Source organism: Bacteroides clarus YIT 12056 (genome assembly GCF_900129655.1).
Lineage (GTDB): Bacteria > Bacteroidota > Bacteroidia > Bacteroidales > Bacteroidaceae > Bacteroides > Bacteroides clarus.
This window is the reverse complement of record NZ_FQWK01000005.1, coordinates 283,863-304,633: the sequence shown is the minus strand read 5'-3', so window position 1 is coordinate 304,633 and position 20,771 is coordinate 283,863. Positions and strand designations below refer to the sequence as shown.

Here is a 20,771-nt window from a genome sequence, read left to right as displayed (position 1 = left end):
ATGAATTATGATTTTCGGGAAGGCAAAGGTACGATATTTCGGCAGATTTCTCTATCCAACTGGTGCATAAATCAATATTTATGTATAAGTTTGCCGCTGAAATTCAGATTAGGAGTTAAGGGAGTTAGCTCCTCTACCCCTTTAACTCCCCCACATAAACCATAACCCTGCAAGATGATAAAGAAGATTCTTCCCGACTTAATTGCCGTTCTGGCATTCGTCCTGATTTCTTTCGCCTACTTTTTCCCGGCGGATATGGAAGGACGCATCCTGTTCCAGCACGACACCGCTGCCGGAGCCGGCGCCGGACAAGAAGCCAAAGAGTATTACGAACAGACAGGCGAACGCACCCGCTGGACCAATTCCCTTTTCGGCGGAATGCCGACTTACCAGATAGCGCCGTCTTACGACTCTACCGTACCGTTGCAATGGACACAGAAAATATACCAGCTCTTCCTGCCCACCTACGTCAACCTGACGTTCATCCTGATGCTGGGCTTCTACATCCTGTTGCGGGTATTCGGTATACCGGCATGGCTGGCAGGATTGGGCGGCATCATGTGGGCTTTCTCGTCCTACTTCTTCATTCTGATTTCAGCGGGACACATCTGGAAGTTCATCACCCTCGCCTATATCCCGCCCACAATAGCGGGCATCGTACTCGCCTACCGGGGCAGGCTGCTGGCGGGCGGTATCCTGACGGCTTTTTTCATCGCCCTGCAAATCATGTCGAACCATGTGCAGATGTCCTACTATTTCCTGTTCGTCATTCTGTTCATCGCAGGCGCATACTTTGAAGACGCATGGCGCAACAAGACGCTGCCCGGGTTCTTCAAGGCAAGCGCCGTACTGCTCGTCGCCGCCCTTATCGGCGTGGCCGCCAACCTCTCCAACCTCTACCACACCTACACGTACAGCAAGGAAACCATGCGCGGCAAGAGCGAACTCGTGCAGACCGGCAATGCCGCCAAGCAAACCAGCAGCGGACTGGACCGCGACTACATCACCAACTGGAGCTACGGCATCGGCGAAACCTGGACACTCCTCGTCCCCAACTTCAAAGGCGGCTCTTCCGCCGCCCCCCTCAGCCAGAGCGAAACCGCCATGGAAAAGGCCAATCCGATGTACGGCAGCCTCTACAACTCGTTCCCGCAGTACTTCGGTAGCCAGCCCTGGACGGCCGGTCCCGTCTATGTGGGCGCATTCGTCCTGTTCCTCTTCGTACTGGGCTGCTTCATCGTCAAAGGGCCTCTGAAGTGGGCGTTGCTGGGAGCAACCTTCTTCTCCATCGTTTTGGCATGGGGTAAGAACTTCATGCCACTAACGGACTTCTTCATCGACTACATCCCGATGTACAACAAGTTCCGCGCCGTATCGTCCATCCTCGTCATAGCTGAGTTTACCATTCCCCTGCTCGCGATTTTCGCCCTGAAGCGTGTATTGGAAGAGCCCGGCATATGGAAAACGAACAAGAAAGCCTTCGGTATCAGCTTTGCGCTCACCGCCGGCGTAGCCCTGCTGCTTGTCATTGCGCCGGGCAGCCTCGGATCAGGCTTCGTGCCCGCGCAAGAGGCGCAGATGCTGCAAAATGCCGTCGACCAGCAGATGATACCCGCCAACGAGCTGTCCGGCATCCTCGCCAACCTTGCGGAAATGCGGGGCGCACTTGTCAGCGCCGACGCATTGCGGAGCTTCATCATTATAGGCATCGGATGCGCACTGCTTTGGCTCCACTCGGCCGGCAAGCTGCGCCGGTCACTGACCATTGCAGGCATTACGGCGCTCTGCCTTGCCGACATGTGGACCGTAAACAAACGTTACCTGCACGACGACCAGTTCGTGCCCCGTTCCATCCGGACGGAAACATTCACCAAAACCAAAACCGACGAGCTGATTCTGCAAGACAAAGCTCCCGACTACCGTGTGCTGAACTTTGCCACCGACGCGTTCAACGAGAACAATACTTCCTACTGGCACAAGAACATAGGTGGGTATCATGCCGCCAAACTGCGCCGCTACCAGGAACTGATAGAGCGTCATATCTCTCCCGAGATGCAGGCCGCCTACCAAGCGATAGCCGCCGCAGGCGGAGAAATGGACAGCGTGGACGCTTCCAAATTCCGCGTACTGAACATGCTGAACACCAAGTACTTCATCTTCCCCGCCGGACAGCAGGGACAGACCGTTCCCGTCCTCAACCCCTATGCCAACGGCAACGCCTGGTTTGTAAAGAACGTGCAATACGTAAACAACGCCAATGAGGAAATCGATGCGCTCAAAACCATTCTTCCCACCGAAACCGCCGTTGTCGACGCCCGTTTCAAAGATGTGCTGAAAGGTACTGCCGAAGCCTACAAAGACAGCCTTTCCTCCATTCGCCTGACAAGCTATGAGCCCAACCGCCTGGTTTACGAAACGGACAATGCGGGCGACGGTATCGCCGTATTCTCCGAGATATACTATCCGGACGGCTGGCAGGTAACCATCGACGGGCAACCGGCCGGACTGGGACGTGCGGATTACGTGCTGCGCACCCTGTATGTGCCTGCCGGCAAACATACCATCGAGATGCGCTTCGACCCCAAGAGCCTGCATGTAACGGAAAGCATCGCCTACGGAGCATTGGCGCTGCTGGTTATCGGAGTTGCGGCAGTTGTGCTGATTGCACGCAAGAAAGCCGCGCAAGATTAAGAACAGCAACAGGAGACACATACATCGTCTGAATAAGGAAACCGCCTCTGCCCCTCACGGGTAAAGGCGGTTCTACGTCAATAATACATGAAAAAACGCTATTTAGAGAGAGTCTCTGCAAACTTCTATCCACATCAAAAGTAGGACGTAGCGCGAGCAACCGCAAATAAAATCTACGAACCGGCCGATTTCATCGACGGAACGGGGCGATATAGCTGTCTCCCTATGGCAAAACAGCCTTTTCCCGGCAGCTTATAAAGAAGAAGCACAGGGGAAAACGAAGTTTTACCATAGGGAGAATTGTTTTTTCTCACGACGAAAACAGGATGTTGACTACTGTCAACAGCCCGGTTGACAACAGCCGCTCGAACCGTTGACAACAGTAAACAGACCTGTTGACAATAGTCAACACCCTGTTTTCCTCGCAGCCAAAGCGAATGCCGCATAGATGAAAACACAGTCATACAGCGTCATAAATCAGATTACACTATAAGGAAAAGAATGAAAAAAATGGTATAAATCACCGGCAGAACGATATATTTCAGTAACTTTGCTCTTCAAATCAAAAAAACGATATAGTATGGAAACTACCAGACAGAACAAAATAGCCCGCCTGCTCCAAAAGGAGTTGAGCGACATCTTCTTGTTGCAGACCAAATCCATGCCCGGCATACTGATTTCGGTCAGCGCCGTACGCATCAGTCCCGATATGAGCGTGGCACGCGCTTACCTCAGTGTTTTCCCCTCGGAAAAGAGCGAGGAAATCATCAAGAACGTCAATGCGAACATGAAGTCCATCCGCTTTGAGTTGGGAACCCGTGTACGTCACCAGCTTCGCATCATCCCCGAACTGAAGTTCTTCGTGGACGACTCACTGGATTATCTGGAAAGAATCGACGAATTGCTTGGGAACCAGTAGATAGCGATTAGTGGTTAGTGATTAGTGATTAATGTAAATGAGTGGCTTTTATCACTAACCGCTAACCGCTAATCACTAACCGCTAATCACTAACCGCTAATCACTCCCCATGAACCTTCCTTTTTTTATAGCCCGCCGCTATCTCTTCTCCAAGAAGAAGCACAATGCTATCAACATCATATCCGGCATATCGGTATGCGGGGTGGCGTTGGCTACATTGGCGCTGGTGTGCACGCTGTCCGTATTCAACGGGTTTCAGGACATGGTGGCGGGATTCTTCACGGCTTTCGACCCGGAACTGAAAATCACCGTTCGGGAGGGAAAGGTGTTTGACCCGCTCGAATCGCGCGTGCAGCAAGTACGCGCCCTGCCCGAAATAGATATCTGGACGGAGACGCTGGAAGAAAACGCGATGGTACAGTACAAAGACCGTCAGGCAATGGCGGTTATCAAAGGCGTAGAGGACAACTTCGAGCAACTGACGTCCATAGACAGCCTGCTGTACGGTACGGGGGAGTTTATACTGAACGATTCCGTCGTGGACTACGGGTTTATGGGGGTGGAACTGGTGTCCGAACTGGGTACGGGGATTCAGTTTGTCGACCCGCTGCGGGTGTACGCGCCCAAAAGGAACGTACGCGTCAACATCGCCAATCCGTCGGCGGCTTTCAATCAGGACTATCTGTTTTCACCGGGAGCGGTGTTTGTCGTCAACCAGCAGAAGTACGACGCGCGCTATATCCTTACATCGCTGAGCTTTGCGCGACGCCTGTTCAACTATGATACGGAAGTTTCCGCCATCGAACTGAAACTGAAACCGGGCAGCAACACCAATGCCGTGCAAAAGAAAATGGAACGCATGCTGGGTGACCGTTTCACTGTACAGAACCGCTACGAGCAGCAAGCCGATGTATTCCGCATCATGGAGATTGAGAAGCTCATCTCGTACCTGTTCCTTACCTTTATCCTTACGATTGCCTGTTTCAATGTCATCGGCTCGCTGTCCATGCTGATACTGGACAAGCGCGAGGATGCGGAAACGCTGCGCAATCTGGGCGCCGACGACCGGCTGATTGCCCGTATCTTCCTTTTTGAAGGGCGATTGATTTCAGTATTCGGAGCCATTGCCGGAATTGCGCTGGGACTGCTGCTGTGCTTCCTGCAACAGCGTTTCGGACTGATATCCCTGGGCGGCGGTAACGGAAGTTTTGTTGTGGACGCCTATCCGGTGAGCGTGCATGCAACGGACATCATACTGGTATTTATAACGGTTATCACCGTAGGATTCCTTTCGGTATGGTATCCGGTGCGGTACCTGAGCAAGCGGCTGCTTAAAAAATAAAAGCAGCATCCCCCTTCACCCGCAAATCCCCATGAACAGTATGATGCAAAGGGATTGTGAAAGTGAAGGGGGATGATGCAAACTTATTATTTCTTACGTATAATCGTCAGTCCGTCCCGCAACGGGAGTATAACTTTCTCCACACGATTGTCTGCGGCCACCAAATCATTGAAAGCTTTTATGCCGATAGTCTGCAAGTCTGTGCGGTGCGGTTGCTCTTCGAGTACGTGTCCGTCCCACAAGGTATTGTCGGCTATGATATAGCCTCCTTCCGAAAGACGCGCCAGCACCATTTCATAATAATCGATGTAACGGCGCTTATCGCCGTCGATAAAAGCAAGGTCGAAAGTGATTCCCAACCGGGGCACAAGCTCCAAGGCGTCGCCTATATAGAACTTTATCTTACCGGCATAGGGCGAGTTCTCCAACCAGGGACGGGTGAAGTCTTCCTGCTCGTCATTGATTTCGAACGTGTGCAACATCCCATCGTCCGGCAGTCCCTCCGCCATGCAAAGCGCGGAATATCCGCTATATGTCCCGATTTCCAATATTTGGCGGGGACGTATCATCCTGACAAACATCTTGAGCATACGCCCCTGCAAATGTCCCGAAGCCATACGGGGATAAAGCAATTTAAGGTGCGTATCGCGATAAAGAGCCTTCAGATAGTCGCCCTCGTCGTCAATGTGGCGCAGGATGTATTCGTCTAATGTCATATAAATTGAGAATTGAGAATTGAGAATTAAAAAATAAATGCCTGTCAGCGGGCTATCATTTTTTAATTCTCAATTCTCAATTTATAATTTTACAAGTATCTGTTACTGTTCGGCAGCACACTGTCTTGAGCGTGTTTCAGAGCGTCTTCCACTACGTTGATTTCGAGGAAGGAAGTTTGCGTGCCGGCTTTGCCGCTACTCAGGTAACCTACCATATCGGTGGGTTGCAGACGGCCTTCCTGAAGCAGGCGGCGGAGAGCGGCGAAGTAGTATTCCTGTCCGTTGGCAAGTTCGGGCATGTAGATGGCTTCCACGCCGTATGAAAGCGCCAGGTGACGCATGGTCTTTTCCTTATAGCAGATGGCGAGCACCGGGTATTTACCACGGAACGCGGCAAGGTTACGGGCGGTACGGCCGCTGTAACTGTCGGTGATGATGGCGCGGATCTTTAATTTCGTAGTGGCTTTTACCGCTTGCTTGGCGAGGAAGGCTGTTACGTCGTTGCTGTTTTCGTCCAAAGGAATACGGATGTCGTTATCCGCCAGCTTGTCCTTTTCGGCTTGGGCGGCAACTTTCGTCATGGTCTTGACGGCTTCAACGGGATATTTGCCATAAGCGGTCTCGCCGCTCAGCATCAAGGCATCCGTGCGGTAGTAGATGGCGTTGGCGATGTCCGTAACTTCCGCACGGGTAGGACGCGGATTGGAAATCATGGTGTGGAGCATCTGCGTAGCGACAATCACCGGTTTCTTGGCCAGGATACACTTGCGGATCAGCAAACGCTGGATGCCCGGAATGCGTTCCTGCGGAACTTCGATACCCAGGTCGCCGCGGGCTATCATAACGCCGTCGGCCACTTCGAGAATCTCGTCGATATTGTCTACGCCTTCCTGGTTCTCAATCTTGGCGATGATTCTGATGTCGCTGTTGTGAGCGTCGAGGATGGCTTTTATATCAAGAATATCCTGTCTGTTGCGTACGAAAGAGTGGGCAATGAAGTCGATGTCTTTCTCGATGGCGTAGAGGATATTGTTGCGGTCTTTCTCCGTCAGTGAAGGCAGGTTGATGCGTACTCCCGGCACGTTGACGCTCTTACGGCTACCTAAGGTAGCCTCATTCTGTACCTCGCACAGGAGATGGTCCGCATTCTTTTCTATAACCACCAGTTCCAGGTCGCCGTCGTCGATGAGGATATGGCCGCCGATATTCAGGTCGTTTACAAAATTAGGGTAGGAAACGGAGATACATTCGCGGGTGGTCTGCAGGTCGGGATTGCCTACTACCTTTACACGGTCGCCTACCTTGAAGGGAACAGGCTCGGCGAGGACAGTCGTACGCACTTCGGGACCTTTCGTATCCATGAGGATGGCGATGCGGTTGGAAACCGTACGTACATTGGCTATCAGCTTCTCGAAGCCTTCGCGGCCCGCATGAGCCGTATTCATACGTACTACGTTCAGACCTGCGTCGAACAACTGTTTTATAAAATCAACATCGCAGCGCTGATCGGAAATCGTCGCAACGATTTTTGTCTGTTTTAATAACATAATCTTGTACCTAATTTTATATTAATGATGGGGTTATGAATGAAGAATTACGGATTGCCTCGCAGAAACGCCGTCCGCCCCGTCATTCATAATTAATAATTCATAATTCCTTTAACGCTTCCAATGCCAGACGGTAGGAGTTCAGCCCGAAGCCGCAAATAACACCCCGGCAGGCACAAGCTATCATGGATACGTGGCGAAACGCCTCTCGGGCATGTACATTAGAGATATGAACCTCAATCACCGGAGCGGTGACCGACCGGATCGCATCTTGCAGAGCAATGGACGTATGGGTGTAGGCACCCGCGTTCAGAATGATACCGTCCGCATCGAAACCCGCCTGCTGTATCTTGTCTATCAACTCTCCTTCGATGTTGGATTGAAAATAGTCTATCTGTACATCCGCATACTTTTTACGGAGTTCGGCAAGGTAGTCTTCAAAAGTAACACTGCCATAAATGGAAGGTTCACGTTTTCCCAACAGATTTATATTGGGGCCGTTAATAATCTGTATTCTCATAACACATTTTTTTATACCTTTGTCCACAGAGAACATTCTTTCAAGGTGCAAAGATAGGAAAAAGTAATGAAAGTAGAAGAGAAATCAGCGAATAAGGAAAAACGAGCGGTGATAATCAGGAAGTATCAGCAATATATCAGGCTGGAGAAGGCGCTTTCATCCAATACGTTCGACGCCTATATGACGGACTTACAGAAACTTCTGCACTTTCTGGACGGGGAAAACATAGACATTCCGGATGTTACGCCGGATGATTTGCAACGCTTCGCCGCAGGACTCCACGACATCGGCATACATCCCCGCTCCCAAGCCCGGATACTCTCCGGAATCAAATCCTTCTTCCACTTTCTGGTGATTGCCGACTATCTGGAAGCCGACCCGAGCGAACTGCTGGAAGGCCCCAAAATAGGATTCAAGATACCGGAAGTACTCACCATAGAAGAAATCGACAGAATCATCTCCACCGTGGACATGGAGAAGAAAGAGGGACAACGCAACCGTGCCATTCTGGAGACGCTGTACAGCTGCGGGTTACGCGTGTCGGAACTGTGTAACCTGAAAATCTCCGACCTTTACTTCGAGGAAGGATTCATCAAGGTGGAAGGCAAAGGCAGCAAACAACGCCTGGTACCTATCTCCCCCCGCGCCATCAAAGAAATAAAGTATTGGTTTGCAGACCGTAACCTGGGAAAAATCAAGAAAGGATACGAAGATTACGTATTTCTGGCACGATGGGGCAATCGTATCTCCCGCATCATGGTGTTTCACATGATTAAAGAACTGGCGGAAAAGGCCGGTATCACCAAGAATATCAGTCCGCACACGTTCCGCCATTCCTTTGCCACCCATTTGCTGGAAGGCGGCGCCAATCTGCGGGCAATTCAGTGCATGTTGGGACATGAATCCATCGCCACCACGGAAATTTATACGCATATCGACCGGAACATGCTCCGAAGTGAAATTATCGAGCATCATCCCCGCAATATTAAATACCGGAAAGAGCATGGCGTTTATTAAATTATAATAAATGTGATAGTATTATTAACAAATTGCCAAGAGAATTAATATCTTTGCAAAGCTATATATATAGGAGTATAGCAACTAATTGTGAATGGACAAATTTCAATTACAAACAATTAATTTATATCTAAAATGACTAAAAAATTGTATCTGCCTTTGTTAGTGGCACTTGTTGCTGTTTTGACATCATGCAGCAGCAAAATGGGTGAACTGTCTTCTGACTATTTCACAGTGACTCCGCAAGTATTGGAAGCCGTGGGTGGCAAGGTACCTGCTACAATTAACGGTAAGTTCCCTGAAAAGTATTTCAAGAAAAATGCCGTAGTAGAGGTTACTCCGGTTTTGAAATGGGAAGGTGGCGAAGCTAAAGGTCAGCCTGCCGTATTCCAAGGCGAAAAAGTGGAAGGCAACGACCAGACTATCTCTTACAAAGCCGGCGGTAGCTACACAATGAAGACTTCTTTCGACTATGTTCCTGAAATGGCTAAATCCGAGCTGTACCTGGAATTCAAAGCCAAAGTCGGAAAGAAAGAAGTTACCATCCCTGCCGTAAAAGTAGCTGACGGTGTTATCTCTACTTCCGAATTGATCGGCCAGACTTTGGGCAGCGCTAACCCCGCTAACGGCGACGACGCTTTCCAACGCATAATCAAAGAAAAATATGATGCAAACATCATGTTCTTGATTCAACAGGCTAACGTTCGTGCAAGCGAATTGAAAACCGCTAAAGCATTCAACGAAGAAGTTAAGAATGTAAACGATGCAGCTAACAAGAAAATCAGCAACATCGAAATTTCCGCATACGCTTCTCCCGATGGTGGTGTTAAGCTGAATACGGGTCTGGCTGAAAATCGTCAGGACAACACTGCTAAAATCATCAACAGAGACTTGAAGAAAGGCAAAATCGAAGCTACCGTAGATACTAAATACACTGCGCAAGACTGGGAAGGCTTCCAGGAATTGGTAAGCAAATCCAACATCCAAGACAAAGAGTTGATTCTCCGCGTATTGTCAATGTACTCTGATCCCGAACAAAGAGAACAGGAAATCAAAAACATCTCTTCTGTATACAAGACTTTGGCTGAAGAAATCCTTCCGCAACTGCGTCGTTCTCGTCTGACTTTGAACTACGACGTAATCGGTAAGTCTGACGAAGAAATCGCATCTTTGGCTGATAGCGACGCTAAGCAACTGAACATCGAAGAATTGCTGTATGCAACTACTTTGACTAACGATCCCGCCAAGCAAGAAGCTATCTTCATCAAAGCTACTCAAATCTACCCGAACGACTACCGTGCATATAACAACCTCGGTAAGTTGGCTTACCAAGCCGGTAACCTTGACAAAGCTGAAGGATATTTCAAGAAATCTCTTTCTATCAAGAATTCTGCCGAAGCTAACATGAACATGGGTCTTATCGCTCTGACTAAGGGTGACAAAGCCGCTGCCGAGTCTTACTTGGGTAAAGCTGCAGGCGCTAAAGAACTGAACGAAGCTTTGGGTAACCTGTATGTAGCTCAAGGTCAATATGACAGAGCCGTTAATGCATTTGGCGATACTAAGACTAACAGTGCGGCTTTGGCACAAATCCTCGCTAAGGATTACAACAAGGCTAAAAGCACATTGTCAAGCATTGCTAAACCGGACGCTTACACCGACTACCTGATGGCTGTTGTAGGCGCAAGAACCAACAACACTTCTATGGTAACCGATAACCTGAAGAAAGCTGTTGCTAAAGATTCTTCATTAGCTAAGAAAGCTGCTTCTGACTTGGAATTCTCCAAATACTTCACGAATGCGGACTTTATGAATATCATCAAATAATAAAGGTTATAAGATGAAAAGAAGTGCCCGGCATAGAAATATGTCGGGCATTTTTTTTTATTCACACCAAAAAGAACTACTTTCGCAGCAACGTATCAGAAGAAGAAAGCCGTATGAAGAATATTTATCTTGCATATTTCCTGATTATCATACTATCCGCTTGCGGTGGCAAGAGCTCCGACACTGCCAGTCTGAGCGGAGAAATCAAAGGGTTGGGAAATGACACCTTATATATATATGGTGCAGACGAAATGTACGACCGCATGGATACCCTGCTCGTTGAGAATGATAAATTCTCGGCAACGCTCTCTCCGGATACTTTAGTAGCTGCCTGGCTGTTGTTTAGCGACGGCAGTCGATACCCTTTCTTTATGGATAAGGGAAATACGATACATGTCAAAGGTTCTGCCGCCGAGCTCAACAGTTTGGAGATAAGCGGAAACACGCCCAACGAAGAGTTAAGCGCTTTTCAAAAAGAGTTGAAAGGATTAGGCAAACCCTCTGAAAAGGTATTGGAAGAGAAAGCCGGCAAGTTTATTAATGAGCATCATTCCTCTTTAGTCAGCATCTACCTGCTGGATAAGTATTTCGTACAGAAAGAAAAGCCGGACTATACCCAAATTAAGAAGTTGACCGAGCACATGACGGGAGAATTGAAAGACCGTCCCTATATCGATGAATTGCTCGACCGCATTCAGGAAGAAGAGAAAGCCGGTATCGGAAAAACAACCGCTTACTTCCGCCTGCCCAATGCCAAAGGAAAACAGATAACCCGTTCTAACTTCAAAGACCAATACCTGTTAATACATTTCTGGGCTTCCTGGGATACGGTGAGCCGTGACAGTAATGCCGTTTACCGCAAAATCTATAAGAAAGAACAAAAGAACAAGAAGTTTGCCCTCTTAGGAGTTTCCTTAGACATCAATAAAGACAATTGGCAAAAAGCGATTGAAACAGACACCCTGAAATGGGAGCAGACATGTGACCTTTCCGGCTGGAATACCGAGTTTGTGAAACAACTCGCCATAAAAGCTCTGCCTGCCAATATACTGCTCAGCCCCTCCGGAAGAATAGAAGGAAAAAACCTGAGCGGAGCGGCTATCGAGAAGAAGCTGAAAGACATAGAAGAACAAGAAAAGAAAGAGAAAGAAAGGAAAAGAAAACGATAACTTTTCCATTAGTAATCACTAAACACTAATCACTAAACACTTAATTACGTGCTCATCAAAGTTTTTGGAGCGGCTGTTCAAGGTATTGATGCAACCCTCATCACTATCGAAGTCAACAGTTCCAGAGGCTGTATGTTCTATCTTGTAGGTTTACCGGACTCCGCTGTCAAGGAAAGCCACCAACGCATTATCTCCGCATTGCAAGTAAACGGCTACCGGATGCCGACAAGCAATATCGTCATTAACATGGCTCCGGCGGATATCCGTAAAGAGGGTTCCGCTTATGACTTACCATTGGCTATCGGCATGCTGGGCGCCAGTGAAGTTATTCAATCGGATAAAACAGACCGTTATCTGATAATGGGAGAACTAAGCCTGGACGGTAGTCTGCAACCCATTAAAGGAGCGCTTCCCATTGCCATAAAAGCGAGAGAACTCGGTTTCGAGGGAATCATCATTCCAAAACAAAACACGCGGGAAGCCGCTGTCGTAAACAATCTGCAGGTTTATGGAGCGGAGAACCTAAAAGAGGTTATCGAATTCTTCAATGGTAAACAGGAATTAAAGCCGGTACATATCGACACCCGTAAAGAGTTTTATACCCGGCAGAACAGCTTCGACCTGGATTTCTCCGATGTAAAAGGACAGGAGAACGCGAAACGCGCATTAGAGGTAGCCGCCGCAGGCGGACACAATATTCTTCTGGTAGGCGCTCCGGGCAGCGGAAAGTCCATGCTTGCCAAACGTCTCCCCTCTATACTGCCGCCATTATCATTAGGCGAAAGCCTTGAAACAACCAAGATACACTCTGTTGCAGGAAAGCTGGGACAGGAAGGCGGGCTTATTTCCAAACGTCCGTTTCGTGATCCGCACCATACCATCTCCATAGTAGCCATGACAGGCGGCGGAAGTTTCCCGCAACCGGGAGAAATCAGCCTGGCGCATAACGGCGTCTTGTTCCTCGACGAGCTTCCGGAGTTCAACCGGAATGTGCTCGAAGTATTACGGCAACCTCTGGAAGACCGGAAAATCACCATTTCCCGCGTAAAATGCAATGTGGAATTTCCCGCCAGCTTTACGCTCGCAGCATCCATGAATCCCTGTCCCTGCGGATATTACAATCATCCCACCAAAGCCTGTGTGTGTAGTCCGGGGCAGGTACAGAAATACCTTAACCGTATCTCAGGACCTTTGCTCGACCGTATCGACCTGCAAATCGAAGTTATTCCCGTGCCCTTTGAGAAAATGTCCGATGCACGCCCCGGCGAGTCAAGTGCCGATATCCGTGAACGCGTAGTGCGTGCACGGCAAATTCAATCCGAAAGATATTCCGAAGTTCCCGGCATATATTGCAATGCACAGATGAACAGTAAATTACTCGCCCGCTATGCCCGTCCTGACGATAATGGTCTTGCCCTGCTAAAAACAGCCATGAACCGCTTCAATCTCTCGGCACGCGCATACGACCGTATTCTAAAAGTCTCACGCACTATTGCCGACCTTGAAGGGTGTGAACTGATACAACCGTCGCATCTGGCCGAAGCAATCGGATACAGAAACCTGGATAGGGAAGATTGGGCGGGATAACTCCCCAAGAGAAAAGCCGCGTAACAGACAACTCCATTAAGAATGAAGCCTGTCGAGATGGCAGAAAAGCAGCGCGCCTTTATTATCACGCAAATGCATGCCATTGCCCTCGCAATAGCGGAAAAGGCTGCAATCGGCACATAGGCCTTTCTTCATCCATTCCCGGTTACGGAAAGATTGAAAACGATTCTCCCACACATCCATAAAGTCATCGCGATAAATATTGCCCTGATGATAGTCGCTACGGATACTCGGACAGGCGGATATGGCTCCGTCCGCCAATATAGAGCCAACACTGATTCCGGCATTACAAGAAAAGAAACCGTCACGAACCTCACCTTCATATCTGCCTAAGAAACCCTCACAACCATAGCTTGCGTGCATCTTACCCTCTTTCCGGATACGCTTGATGAACTCCATAATACCTGTAAACTCATCATTGCTCAACTGAAACTCCGGATGTGATGCGGCACGTCCCATCGGAAAAATGGTAAACAAACGCCATTGCCGGACACCTATATGATAAAGAGATGTTTTCAATTCATCCAGATACGGGTAGTTACGGTGATTGACACATGTCACCACATCCCACACCAGCTCGGGCTCATGCACCAACATCTTAATCGCCTCCACAGCCCTTCCGTAACTTTCCGGATGACCGCGCAACCAATTATGCTCCTGCTCAAAACCGTCCAAACTGATGGTTATGGAATGGAGCCCGGCAGCCATCAACCGCTCCAAACGTCTGCCGGTAAGGTAAAGGCCGTTGGAAACAATTCCCCAGGGATAGCCGCGCCTGTAGAGTTCCAGCCCTACTTCTTCCAGATCTTCCCTCATCAGCGGTTCTCCACCGGTCATGATAATGCTTACTTCGTTCGGATTGATATGCGGAGTGATGGAATCGACAACCCGTAAAAAATCGGCAGCCGGCATATCCTTTATATCCGGCATCCGCCTGCAATCGCTGCCGCAATGCTTACAGTGCAAATTACAACGTAAGGTGCATTCCCAAAAGAGCTGCCTCAACGGATGCAGCTCTTTCAGGTTATTACGCATCTTACGCGCGATTTCCAGCGCCAAACGTTTACGAACAGAAAGGACTCCCACCGGTTTTATTTTTCTTTCTTCTTTAATTCAAAGTTTACTTCTTTATTATCTTTTCCTTCATACCAGCCGCTCCCGCCTGTCGGATTCATCTTAATATCCATCGAGTCGGCTTCGTATGCTCCCGTAAGGTCTTCGCAAACAACACGGAAGTTTTGATAGCCCGTTATGGTGTTCTGATAAAGATATTCTCCGTTTTCTTTCGTATAGACCGTATCGGATGAAACGACACGGGTACGAGAGTTATCGGTTTGGGGAGCCATATTCTTCACGAGAATCCTGGCGTCGGATACAACCTGCCTGTCTTCTCCCATCACCTTTCCTTTGATTTCATATTTGGCATAAGGAGTACCATACTCACATCTCCCCGTACCTGTACTGTTTTCATCGCAAGACGTGAAACCCAGCAGAACCAACGCACCGGACATCATGCCGTTGCACATCCGGAGCCATTGCTTTTTTCTTTTCTTCATAGCGTGTCATAGTCTAAGTTATGTACTATAAACGTCTATCCGAACAGAATACTGCACAACAGCCCCTACTTTTAACAAAAAGTTAGTTCTTTTCTATTCTGATACGGGCGTCTACCGCTATTACATACTTTTCCGTTGCCAACAGCGGATTAATATCCATTTCCTTAATCTCCGTAGCAAAACGCAACAGGGTAGACAAGCGCACAATGATTTCGGCGAACTTATCCTCATTCACTCCTTTCTGCCCGCGCGTGCCTTTTATAATCTTATAGGCGCGCAACGAACGAATCATAGAGTAGGCTTCCTCGTAAGATAAAGGAGCCAGACCGGAAGATACATCTTTCAGCACCTCCACAAAGATACCGCCTAAACCGCAAAGCACTACATGGCCGAATTTCTCTTCGTACTTCGCACCGATAAAGAGTTCCGTTCCTTTCAGCATCGGCTGCACCATAATACCCGTTACTTCAGGAATCTGCATCATGCGTTCAAACTCCAATGCCAGATGCTGTTCGCTCTTTATATTCAATACCACTCCGCCTACATCGGATTTATGCACAGGCCCCACCACTTTCGCCACCACCGGGAATCCGGCACGACGGGCAAAGGCCAGCGCTTCTTCCTTATTAGCGGATACAAACTCCTCTACCACAGGAATACCTGCAGAATGTAACAATGCCTGCACATAATGCGGTTCGATATAGCCGTCTCCCGGAATAGAATCTATGATACGGCGGATGCGCGGAACATCCACTCCAAAAAGCTCTATTTCATTATTCGCCGGCTTCGACGCATTCACAATGCGCGACAATGCCGTACCTAACGTTACTTCATCGGCAAAGTTCACATGGCCTTTAGCGAGGAAAGCGGCAACCTCGGCTCCTGCCGTATTAATAGACGGGAGAATAGGGAATATCGGTTTCTTGCAGGTTTGCATCTTCTCATGCAGCACATCATACATTTCGAACATGGTAACCAGACCCGGAGTGCCGAAAATAGCCATTACCGCATCCACATTATCAAACTTTTCCTCACAGTATTCCAGACAAAGGCGCAAATGCTCAGGCGTACCCGTAGCCAGAATGTCTATCGGATTTCCAACGGCAGCCCCCGGAAAGAGCTTGCTTTTCAACTCTTCGGCAAGCTCGCCTTCCAACTTCGGCACATTCAACCCGCCTTTACTCAAGGCATCGGTCAACATCACACCCGGTCCGCCCGCATGGGTAATAATGGCAAAGTTCTTTCCTTTCAGTTCCGGCAAAGTGAAAATACACCCTACCGTAGTCAGTTCCTCCCGAGAATAGCAACGTACGATACCCGCTTTACGGAACAGAGCCTCCACCGCCGAATCGGAACTGGCGATAGCTCCCGTATGCGAGGATGCCGCACGACTGCCGCTCTCACTGCTGCCGGATTTAATGGCCGCAATCTTGCATCCCTTCTTTATCAGCGAAGAAGCATGGAACAGCAATCTGTCAGGATCGCTTATACTTTCGATATAAAGCAGTTTTATCTTGGAGTCTTTTTCCGAATCGAAATGCTCGTCCATATATTGCAGCACATCTTCTACTCCGATCTGCTTGGCATTGCCCACAGACCATACGGAATTGAACTGCAGCCCTTTTGTAACCGCACTCTCCAGAATAAACACCGCAGTCGCTCCGGAGCTGGATATCAAATCGACGCCTTGCGGATGCAGATTGGGGATGGGCTGACTGAACACGCTATGATGCCACGTATTCATCAATCCGATACAATTGGGGCCTATCAGCGAAGCGCCGTACCGATTCGCCGTTTCCAGAATACGGTCTTCCAAAAGCGCGCCCTCATGCGTTTCCTCACCAAATCCGGCTGAAAGGATAATGAACGCACGTACCCGCTTCTCAGAAGCAAGCAACTCTACCGCATCGGGACAAAGAACGGCGGGAATAGCAAGGATAGCAAGGTCCGTATCGGGAATATCCTTTACATCGGCATAGGCCTGTACGCCTTGCACTTCAGTCTCTTTCGGATTCACCGCCCGCAGTTCTCCGGTATAACCGCCATGAATCAAATTCTTCAAGATAGCCCCGCCGGGTTTATGTACATTGTTGGAAGCTCCCACCACCACAATACTGGCAGGATGCAGCAATTGGCTTGTTATCATAGTCTGTTCATATTAGTATAGTACGACAATCGTACAAATATACAATTTATATGCATAACGGCAAGAAGATAATCTTTTAATATTACTTCTTCTTTACTCTTTCAAAGACGGAAGGTTCCGGGCAAGAAGTATATATTCCTCTTTTTGTAGGTTTGAGAGAAAACCGTTATCTTTGCACATCTTAAAAGCGTTCATAACAAAAGAGATACATATATACAATGGAAAAGAAATTCAAGCGTACCACCGTGACATCGGCACTGCCCTATGCCAACGGCCCCGTTCATATCGGACACCTGGCAGGGGTTTATGTACCTGCCGACATCTATGTCCGCTACCTGAGACTGAAAAAAGAAGATGTGGTCTTTATCGGCGGCTCCGACGAACACGGAGTGCCCATCACCATCCGCGCCAAGAAAGAAGGAATTACACCGCAAGATGTAGTAGACCGCTATCATACGCTTATCAAGAAGTCTTTTGAAGAATTCGGCATTTCGTTCGATGTGTACAGCCGTACCACCTCAAAGACACATCACGACACTGCTTCCGAGTTTTTCCGCAAACTGTACGACAAAGGCGAATTCATTGAAAAGACCAGCATGCAGTACTACGATGAGGAAGCCAAGACTTTCCTTGCCGACCGTTACATCACCGGCGAATGCCCCCACTGCCACGCAGAAGGCGCTTACGGCGACCAATGCGAAAAGTGCGGTACAAGCCTCAGCCCTACCGACCTGATTAATCCGAAAAGCGCCATCAGCGGCAGCCAACCCGTAATGCGCGAAACCAAACACTGGTATCTGCCCCTCGACAAACATGAAGCATGGCTGCGCCAGTGGATATTGGAAGACCATAAAGAATGGCGTCCCAACGTGTACGGCCAATGTAAAAGCTGGCTCGACATGGGCTTGCAGCCGCGTGCCGTAAGCCGCGACCTAGATTGGGGTATTCCCGTTCCGGTGGAAGGCGCCGAAGGCAAAGTGCTTTACGTATGGTTCGACGCTCCCATCGGCTACATCAGCAATACCAAAGAATTGCTGCCCGACTCTTGGGAGAAATGGTGGAAAGACCCTGAAACACGTCTGGTTCATTTCATCGGAAAAGACAACATCGTATTCCACTGCATCGTATTCCCCGCCATGTTGAAAGCGGAAGGCAGTTATATCCTACCCGACAACGTGCCCAGCAACGAATTCCTGAATCTGGAAGGAGATAAGATTTCCACTTCCCGCAACTGGGCCGTATGGTTGCATGAATATCTCGCAGAATTCCCCGGCAAGCAGGACGTGCTGCGCTACGTGCTCACCGCCAATGCTCCGGAAACAAAAGACAACGACTTTACCTGGAAAGACTTCCAGGCACGCAATAACAACGAATTGGTAGCTGTATACGGTAACTTCGTAAACCGCGCCCTGCAACTCACCAAGAAGTACTTCGACGGTGTAGTACCCGCTGCCGGCGAACTGAACGATTACGACCGCGAAACGCTGAAAGAGTTTGCCGACGTAAAAGAAGAAGTGGAAAAGCTGCTCGACGTATTCAAATTCCGTGACGCACAGAAGGAAGCCATGAACCTGGCGCGTATCGGTAATAAGTACCTGGCAGATACAGAACCTTGGAAACTTGCCAAGACAGACATGCCGCGCGTAGCTACCATTCTGAATATCTCCCTGCAACTGGTCGCCAACCTTGCCATCGCTTTCGAACCGTTCCTGCCGTTCAGCAGCGAAAAGCTCCGTAAGATGCTGAACATGGACAGTTTCGACTGGGCAGAACTCGGTCATACAGACCTGCTGCCCGCCGGACACCGACTGGCAACCCCCGAACTGTTATTCGAGAAGATTGAGGACGATGTTATCCAGGCACAGGTAGACAAACTGCTCGCTACCAAGAAAGCGAACGAAGCAGCCGGCTACAAGGCAAATCCTATCAAGCCCGTCATCTCATTCGAGGACTTTGAGAAATTGGATATCCGCGTAGGAACCGTATTGGAATGCGAAGCCGTACCTAAGATGAAGAAACTGTTGAAGTTCAAGATTGCCGACGGACTGGAAAACCGTACTATCGTCAGCGGTATTGCCCAGCACTACCGACCGGAAGAGCTGGTAGGCAAACAGGTACTGTTCATCGCCAACCTGGTTCCCCGTCAATTCAAGAACGGACTGGTGAGTGAAGGTATGATACTTTCTGCCGAAAACTATGACGGCTCACTGGCTGTAACCTCATTGTTACGCGAAGTAAAGCCCGGTAGTGAAGTAAAATAATCCATATGAGTGAGCCTTCACTGAAACAACGAACAATAGGAGCATTGCTCTGGAACTTGCTGGACCGTATGGGCCAGCAAGTTTTGTTGTTTATTGTCGGTGTCCTCGTAGCCAACATACTCTCCGTTGAAGACTACGCATTGGTAGGAATGCTCGCCATTTTCAGCGCAATTGCCAATATCGTACTGGACAGCGGGTTCAGCGCCGCTTTAATCCGCAAGCAGGACGCTACCGAAACAGACTATAATTCTGTATTCTATTTCAACATCTTCATCAGCGCCTGCCTTTATCTGCTGTTATTCGTCTGCTCTCCGCTCATCGCCGGATTCTTCAACCAGCCTTTACTGACAGACCTTGCCAGGGTTATTTTCCTTGCGCTTCCCTTTAACTCGCTAAGTCTTATACAAACCACTTTACTCAACAAGCAAGTCAGCTTTAAAATTCTAACCAAGATTAATCTCATCGCCCTTACGGCATCCGGCATCGGTTCGCTTGCCATGGCATATGGCGGTATGGGAGTATGGACGCTGGCGTGGCAACCCGTTATACTGGCCTTCCTGCGTACCGTCCTTTTATGGTTCTTCAATAAATGGCGGCCTCAACTATTGTTCAGTATAAGTCACATCAAGGAATTATTCGGCTTTTCTTCCAATCTGCTGCTTGCCGGTCTGGTAAACTCCATTTTTACCAATATCTATTCGGTAGCTATCGGTAAATTATATCCGCCCGTTCAATTAGGATATTATTCACAAGGAAACAAGTTCAGCCTGATGGTAATCAGCTCGGTCTACTCCAGCCTGCAGACAGCTACTTACCCCATATTCTCGCATATCCAGAACGACAAAGAAAGAAGTCTGCGTTCTTATCGCAAGACGATACGCTTTACCGCTTTCCTCACGTTCCCCCTTATGACAGGCATGGTATCCGTAGCCTATCCGTTTATCGCACTGATACTGAAAGCGGAATGGATGGGTTGTGTGCCTTTTTTCCAACTGACCTGCCTGGCAGGAATCTTCACCATTCTGAGTACCGTCAACCAAAACTTTGCCAAAGTGCAGGGGCGCTCGGACCTTATCTTCAAACTGGAAATAGCACGTACCCTGCTGATTATAGCCTGCCTGGCAGCCAGCCTGAAACAAAGCGCGCTTATCATGGTAGCTTGTCTGGCACTTACCCAGATATTGATTTACCTGATCAGTATCGTTGTTATCGGAAAGGCCGTAGGGTATAGCTGGCTGAAACAGATAAGGGATATTGCCCCTTACGCCGTTCTCTCCGTAATCATGTGGGGAATACTGCTGATACCGGACTGCTTCCTGACGGAAAATTATCTGCTGCTTCCTGTGAAAATCGTTATCGGTATTCTGTTCTATTATGGAATCAACCGGATATTAGGCTCCGCAATCTTGGATGAAGCCATCCGGTTAGTATTAAAACGAAAAAGCGACTGAT

At 48.8% G+C, this 20,771-nt stretch carries 15 protein-coding genes; 9 read left to right on the top strand and 6 right to left on the bottom strand.

The genetic code is table 11. The features are described from left to right. Positions 1-174 precede the first annotated feature (174 nt). The 3 genes from BUB52_RS10710 (at position 175) to BUB52_RS10700 (ending at position 4,952) form a co-directional block, all read left to right on the top strand. Positions 175-2,691 carry a YfhO family protein gene (locus BUB52_RS10710; RefSeq protein WP_009122148.1) on the top strand — a complete coding sequence of 839 codons (2,517 nt, stop codon included), beginning with the start codon at positions 175-177 and terminating at the stop codon, positions 2,689-2,691. Between the two features lie 580 nt (positions 2,692-3,271). After that, the gene (gene rbfA / locus BUB52_RS10705) at positions 3,272-3,610 is read left to right on the top strand and encodes a 30S ribosome-binding factor RbfA (protein ID WP_009122145.1); all 339 of its coding nucleotides are present in this window, start codon (positions 3,272-3,274) and stop codon (positions 3,608-3,610) included. A 109-nt stretch (positions 3,611-3,719) separates the two neighbouring features. After that, positions 3,720-4,952 (top strand): FtsX-like permease family protein, encoded by a 1,233-nt coding sequence (locus BUB52_RS10700; protein WP_009122144.1) that lies wholly within the window; start codon positions 3,720-3,722, stop codon positions 4,950-4,952. A gap of 86 nt (positions 4,953-5,038) precedes the next feature. Here the strand turns inward: BUB52_RS10700 and BUB52_RS10695 are convergent, their stop codons facing one another. From BUB52_RS10695 to aroQ, 3 genes are all read right to left on the bottom strand, one after another. After that, positions 5,039-5,668, bottom strand: coding sequence for an O-methyltransferase (locus BUB52_RS10695; protein ID WP_009122143.1), 630 nt, complete (start codon positions 5,666-5,668; stop codon positions 5,039-5,041). Between the two features lie 89 nt (positions 5,669-5,757). Next, a complete protein-coding gene (gene pyk, locus BUB52_RS10690; protein ID WP_009122142.1) occupies positions 5,758-7,215 on the bottom strand; it encodes a pyruvate kinase in 1,458 nt (485 codons plus the stop codon). 100 nt (positions 7,216-7,315) lie between these two features. Then, positions 7,316-7,735 carry a type II 3-dehydroquinate dehydratase gene (gene aroQ / locus BUB52_RS10685; protein ID WP_022218518.1) on the bottom strand — a complete coding sequence of 140 codons (420 nt, stop codon included), beginning with the start codon at positions 7,733-7,735 and terminating at the stop codon, positions 7,316-7,318. 66 nt (positions 7,736-7,801) lie between these two features. Here aroQ and xerD point away from each other — a divergent pair, with 66 nt between their 5' ends. From xerD to BUB52_RS10665, 4 genes are all read left to right on the top strand, one after another. Continuing rightward, positions 7,802-8,752, top strand: a complete 951-nt coding sequence (gene xerD / locus BUB52_RS10680) for a site-specific tyrosine recombinase XerD (protein ID WP_009122140.1) — start codon at positions 7,802-7,804, stop codon at positions 8,750-8,752. Between the two features lie 135 nt (positions 8,753-8,887). Next, the gene (locus tag BUB52_RS10675; RefSeq protein WP_009122139.1) at positions 8,888-10,579 is read left to right on the top strand and encodes a tetratricopeptide repeat protein; all 1,692 of its coding nucleotides are present in this window, start codon (positions 8,888-8,890) and stop codon (positions 10,577-10,579) included. Between the two features lie 113 nt (positions 10,580-10,692). Beyond that, positions 10,693-11,748, top strand: coding sequence for a TlpA disulfide reductase family protein (locus BUB52_RS10670; RefSeq protein WP_009122138.1), 1,056 nt, complete (start codon positions 10,693-10,695; stop codon positions 11,746-11,748). Between the two features lie 48 nt (positions 11,749-11,796). Beyond that, the gene (locus BUB52_RS10665) at positions 11,797-13,335 is read left to right on the top strand and encodes a YifB family Mg chelatase-like AAA ATPase (protein WP_009122137.1); all 1,539 of its coding nucleotides are present in this window, start codon (positions 11,797-11,799) and stop codon (positions 13,333-13,335) included. Between the two features lie 36 nt (positions 13,336-13,371). On the opposite strand, the gene BUB52_RS10660 is transcribed toward BUB52_RS10665, so the two are convergent. The 3 genes from BUB52_RS10660 to BUB52_RS10650 form a co-directional block, all read right to left on the bottom strand. Next, a complete protein-coding gene (locus BUB52_RS10660; protein WP_083554545.1) occupies positions 13,372-14,442 on the bottom strand; it encodes a TIGR04133 family radical SAM/SPASM protein in 1,071 nt (356 codons plus the stop codon). 5 nt (positions 14,443-14,447) lie between these two features. Continuing rightward, positions 14,448-14,912: a radical SAM-associated putative lipoprotein gene (locus BUB52_RS10655; protein ID WP_009122135.1), complete on the bottom strand. Its 465-nt coding sequence runs from the start codon at positions 14,910-14,912 to the stop codon at positions 14,448-14,450. 82 nt (positions 14,913-14,994) lie between these two features. After that, entirely contained in the window at positions 14,995-17,058 is a 2,064-nt protein-coding gene (locus tag BUB52_RS10650; RefSeq protein ID WP_009122134.1) for an acetate--CoA ligase family protein, read from the bottom strand. Between the two features lie 218 nt (positions 17,059-17,276). Here BUB52_RS10650 and metG point away from each other — a divergent pair, with 218 nt between their 5' ends. Together metG and BUB52_RS10640 are read left to right on the top strand one after the other, a co-directional pair. Further along, complete coding sequence (gene metG, locus BUB52_RS10645; protein WP_009122132.1) at positions 17,277-19,319, top strand: methionine--tRNA ligase; 2,043 nt, start codon at positions 17,277-17,279, stop codon at positions 19,317-19,319. Positions 19,320-19,324: 5 nt separating this feature from the next. Then, the gene (locus tag BUB52_RS10640) at positions 19,325-20,770 is read left to right on the top strand and encodes a lipopolysaccharide biosynthesis protein (protein WP_009122131.1); all 1,446 of its coding nucleotides are present in this window, start codon (positions 19,325-19,327) and stop codon (positions 20,768-20,770) included. Position 20,771: the final 1 nt, after the last annotated feature.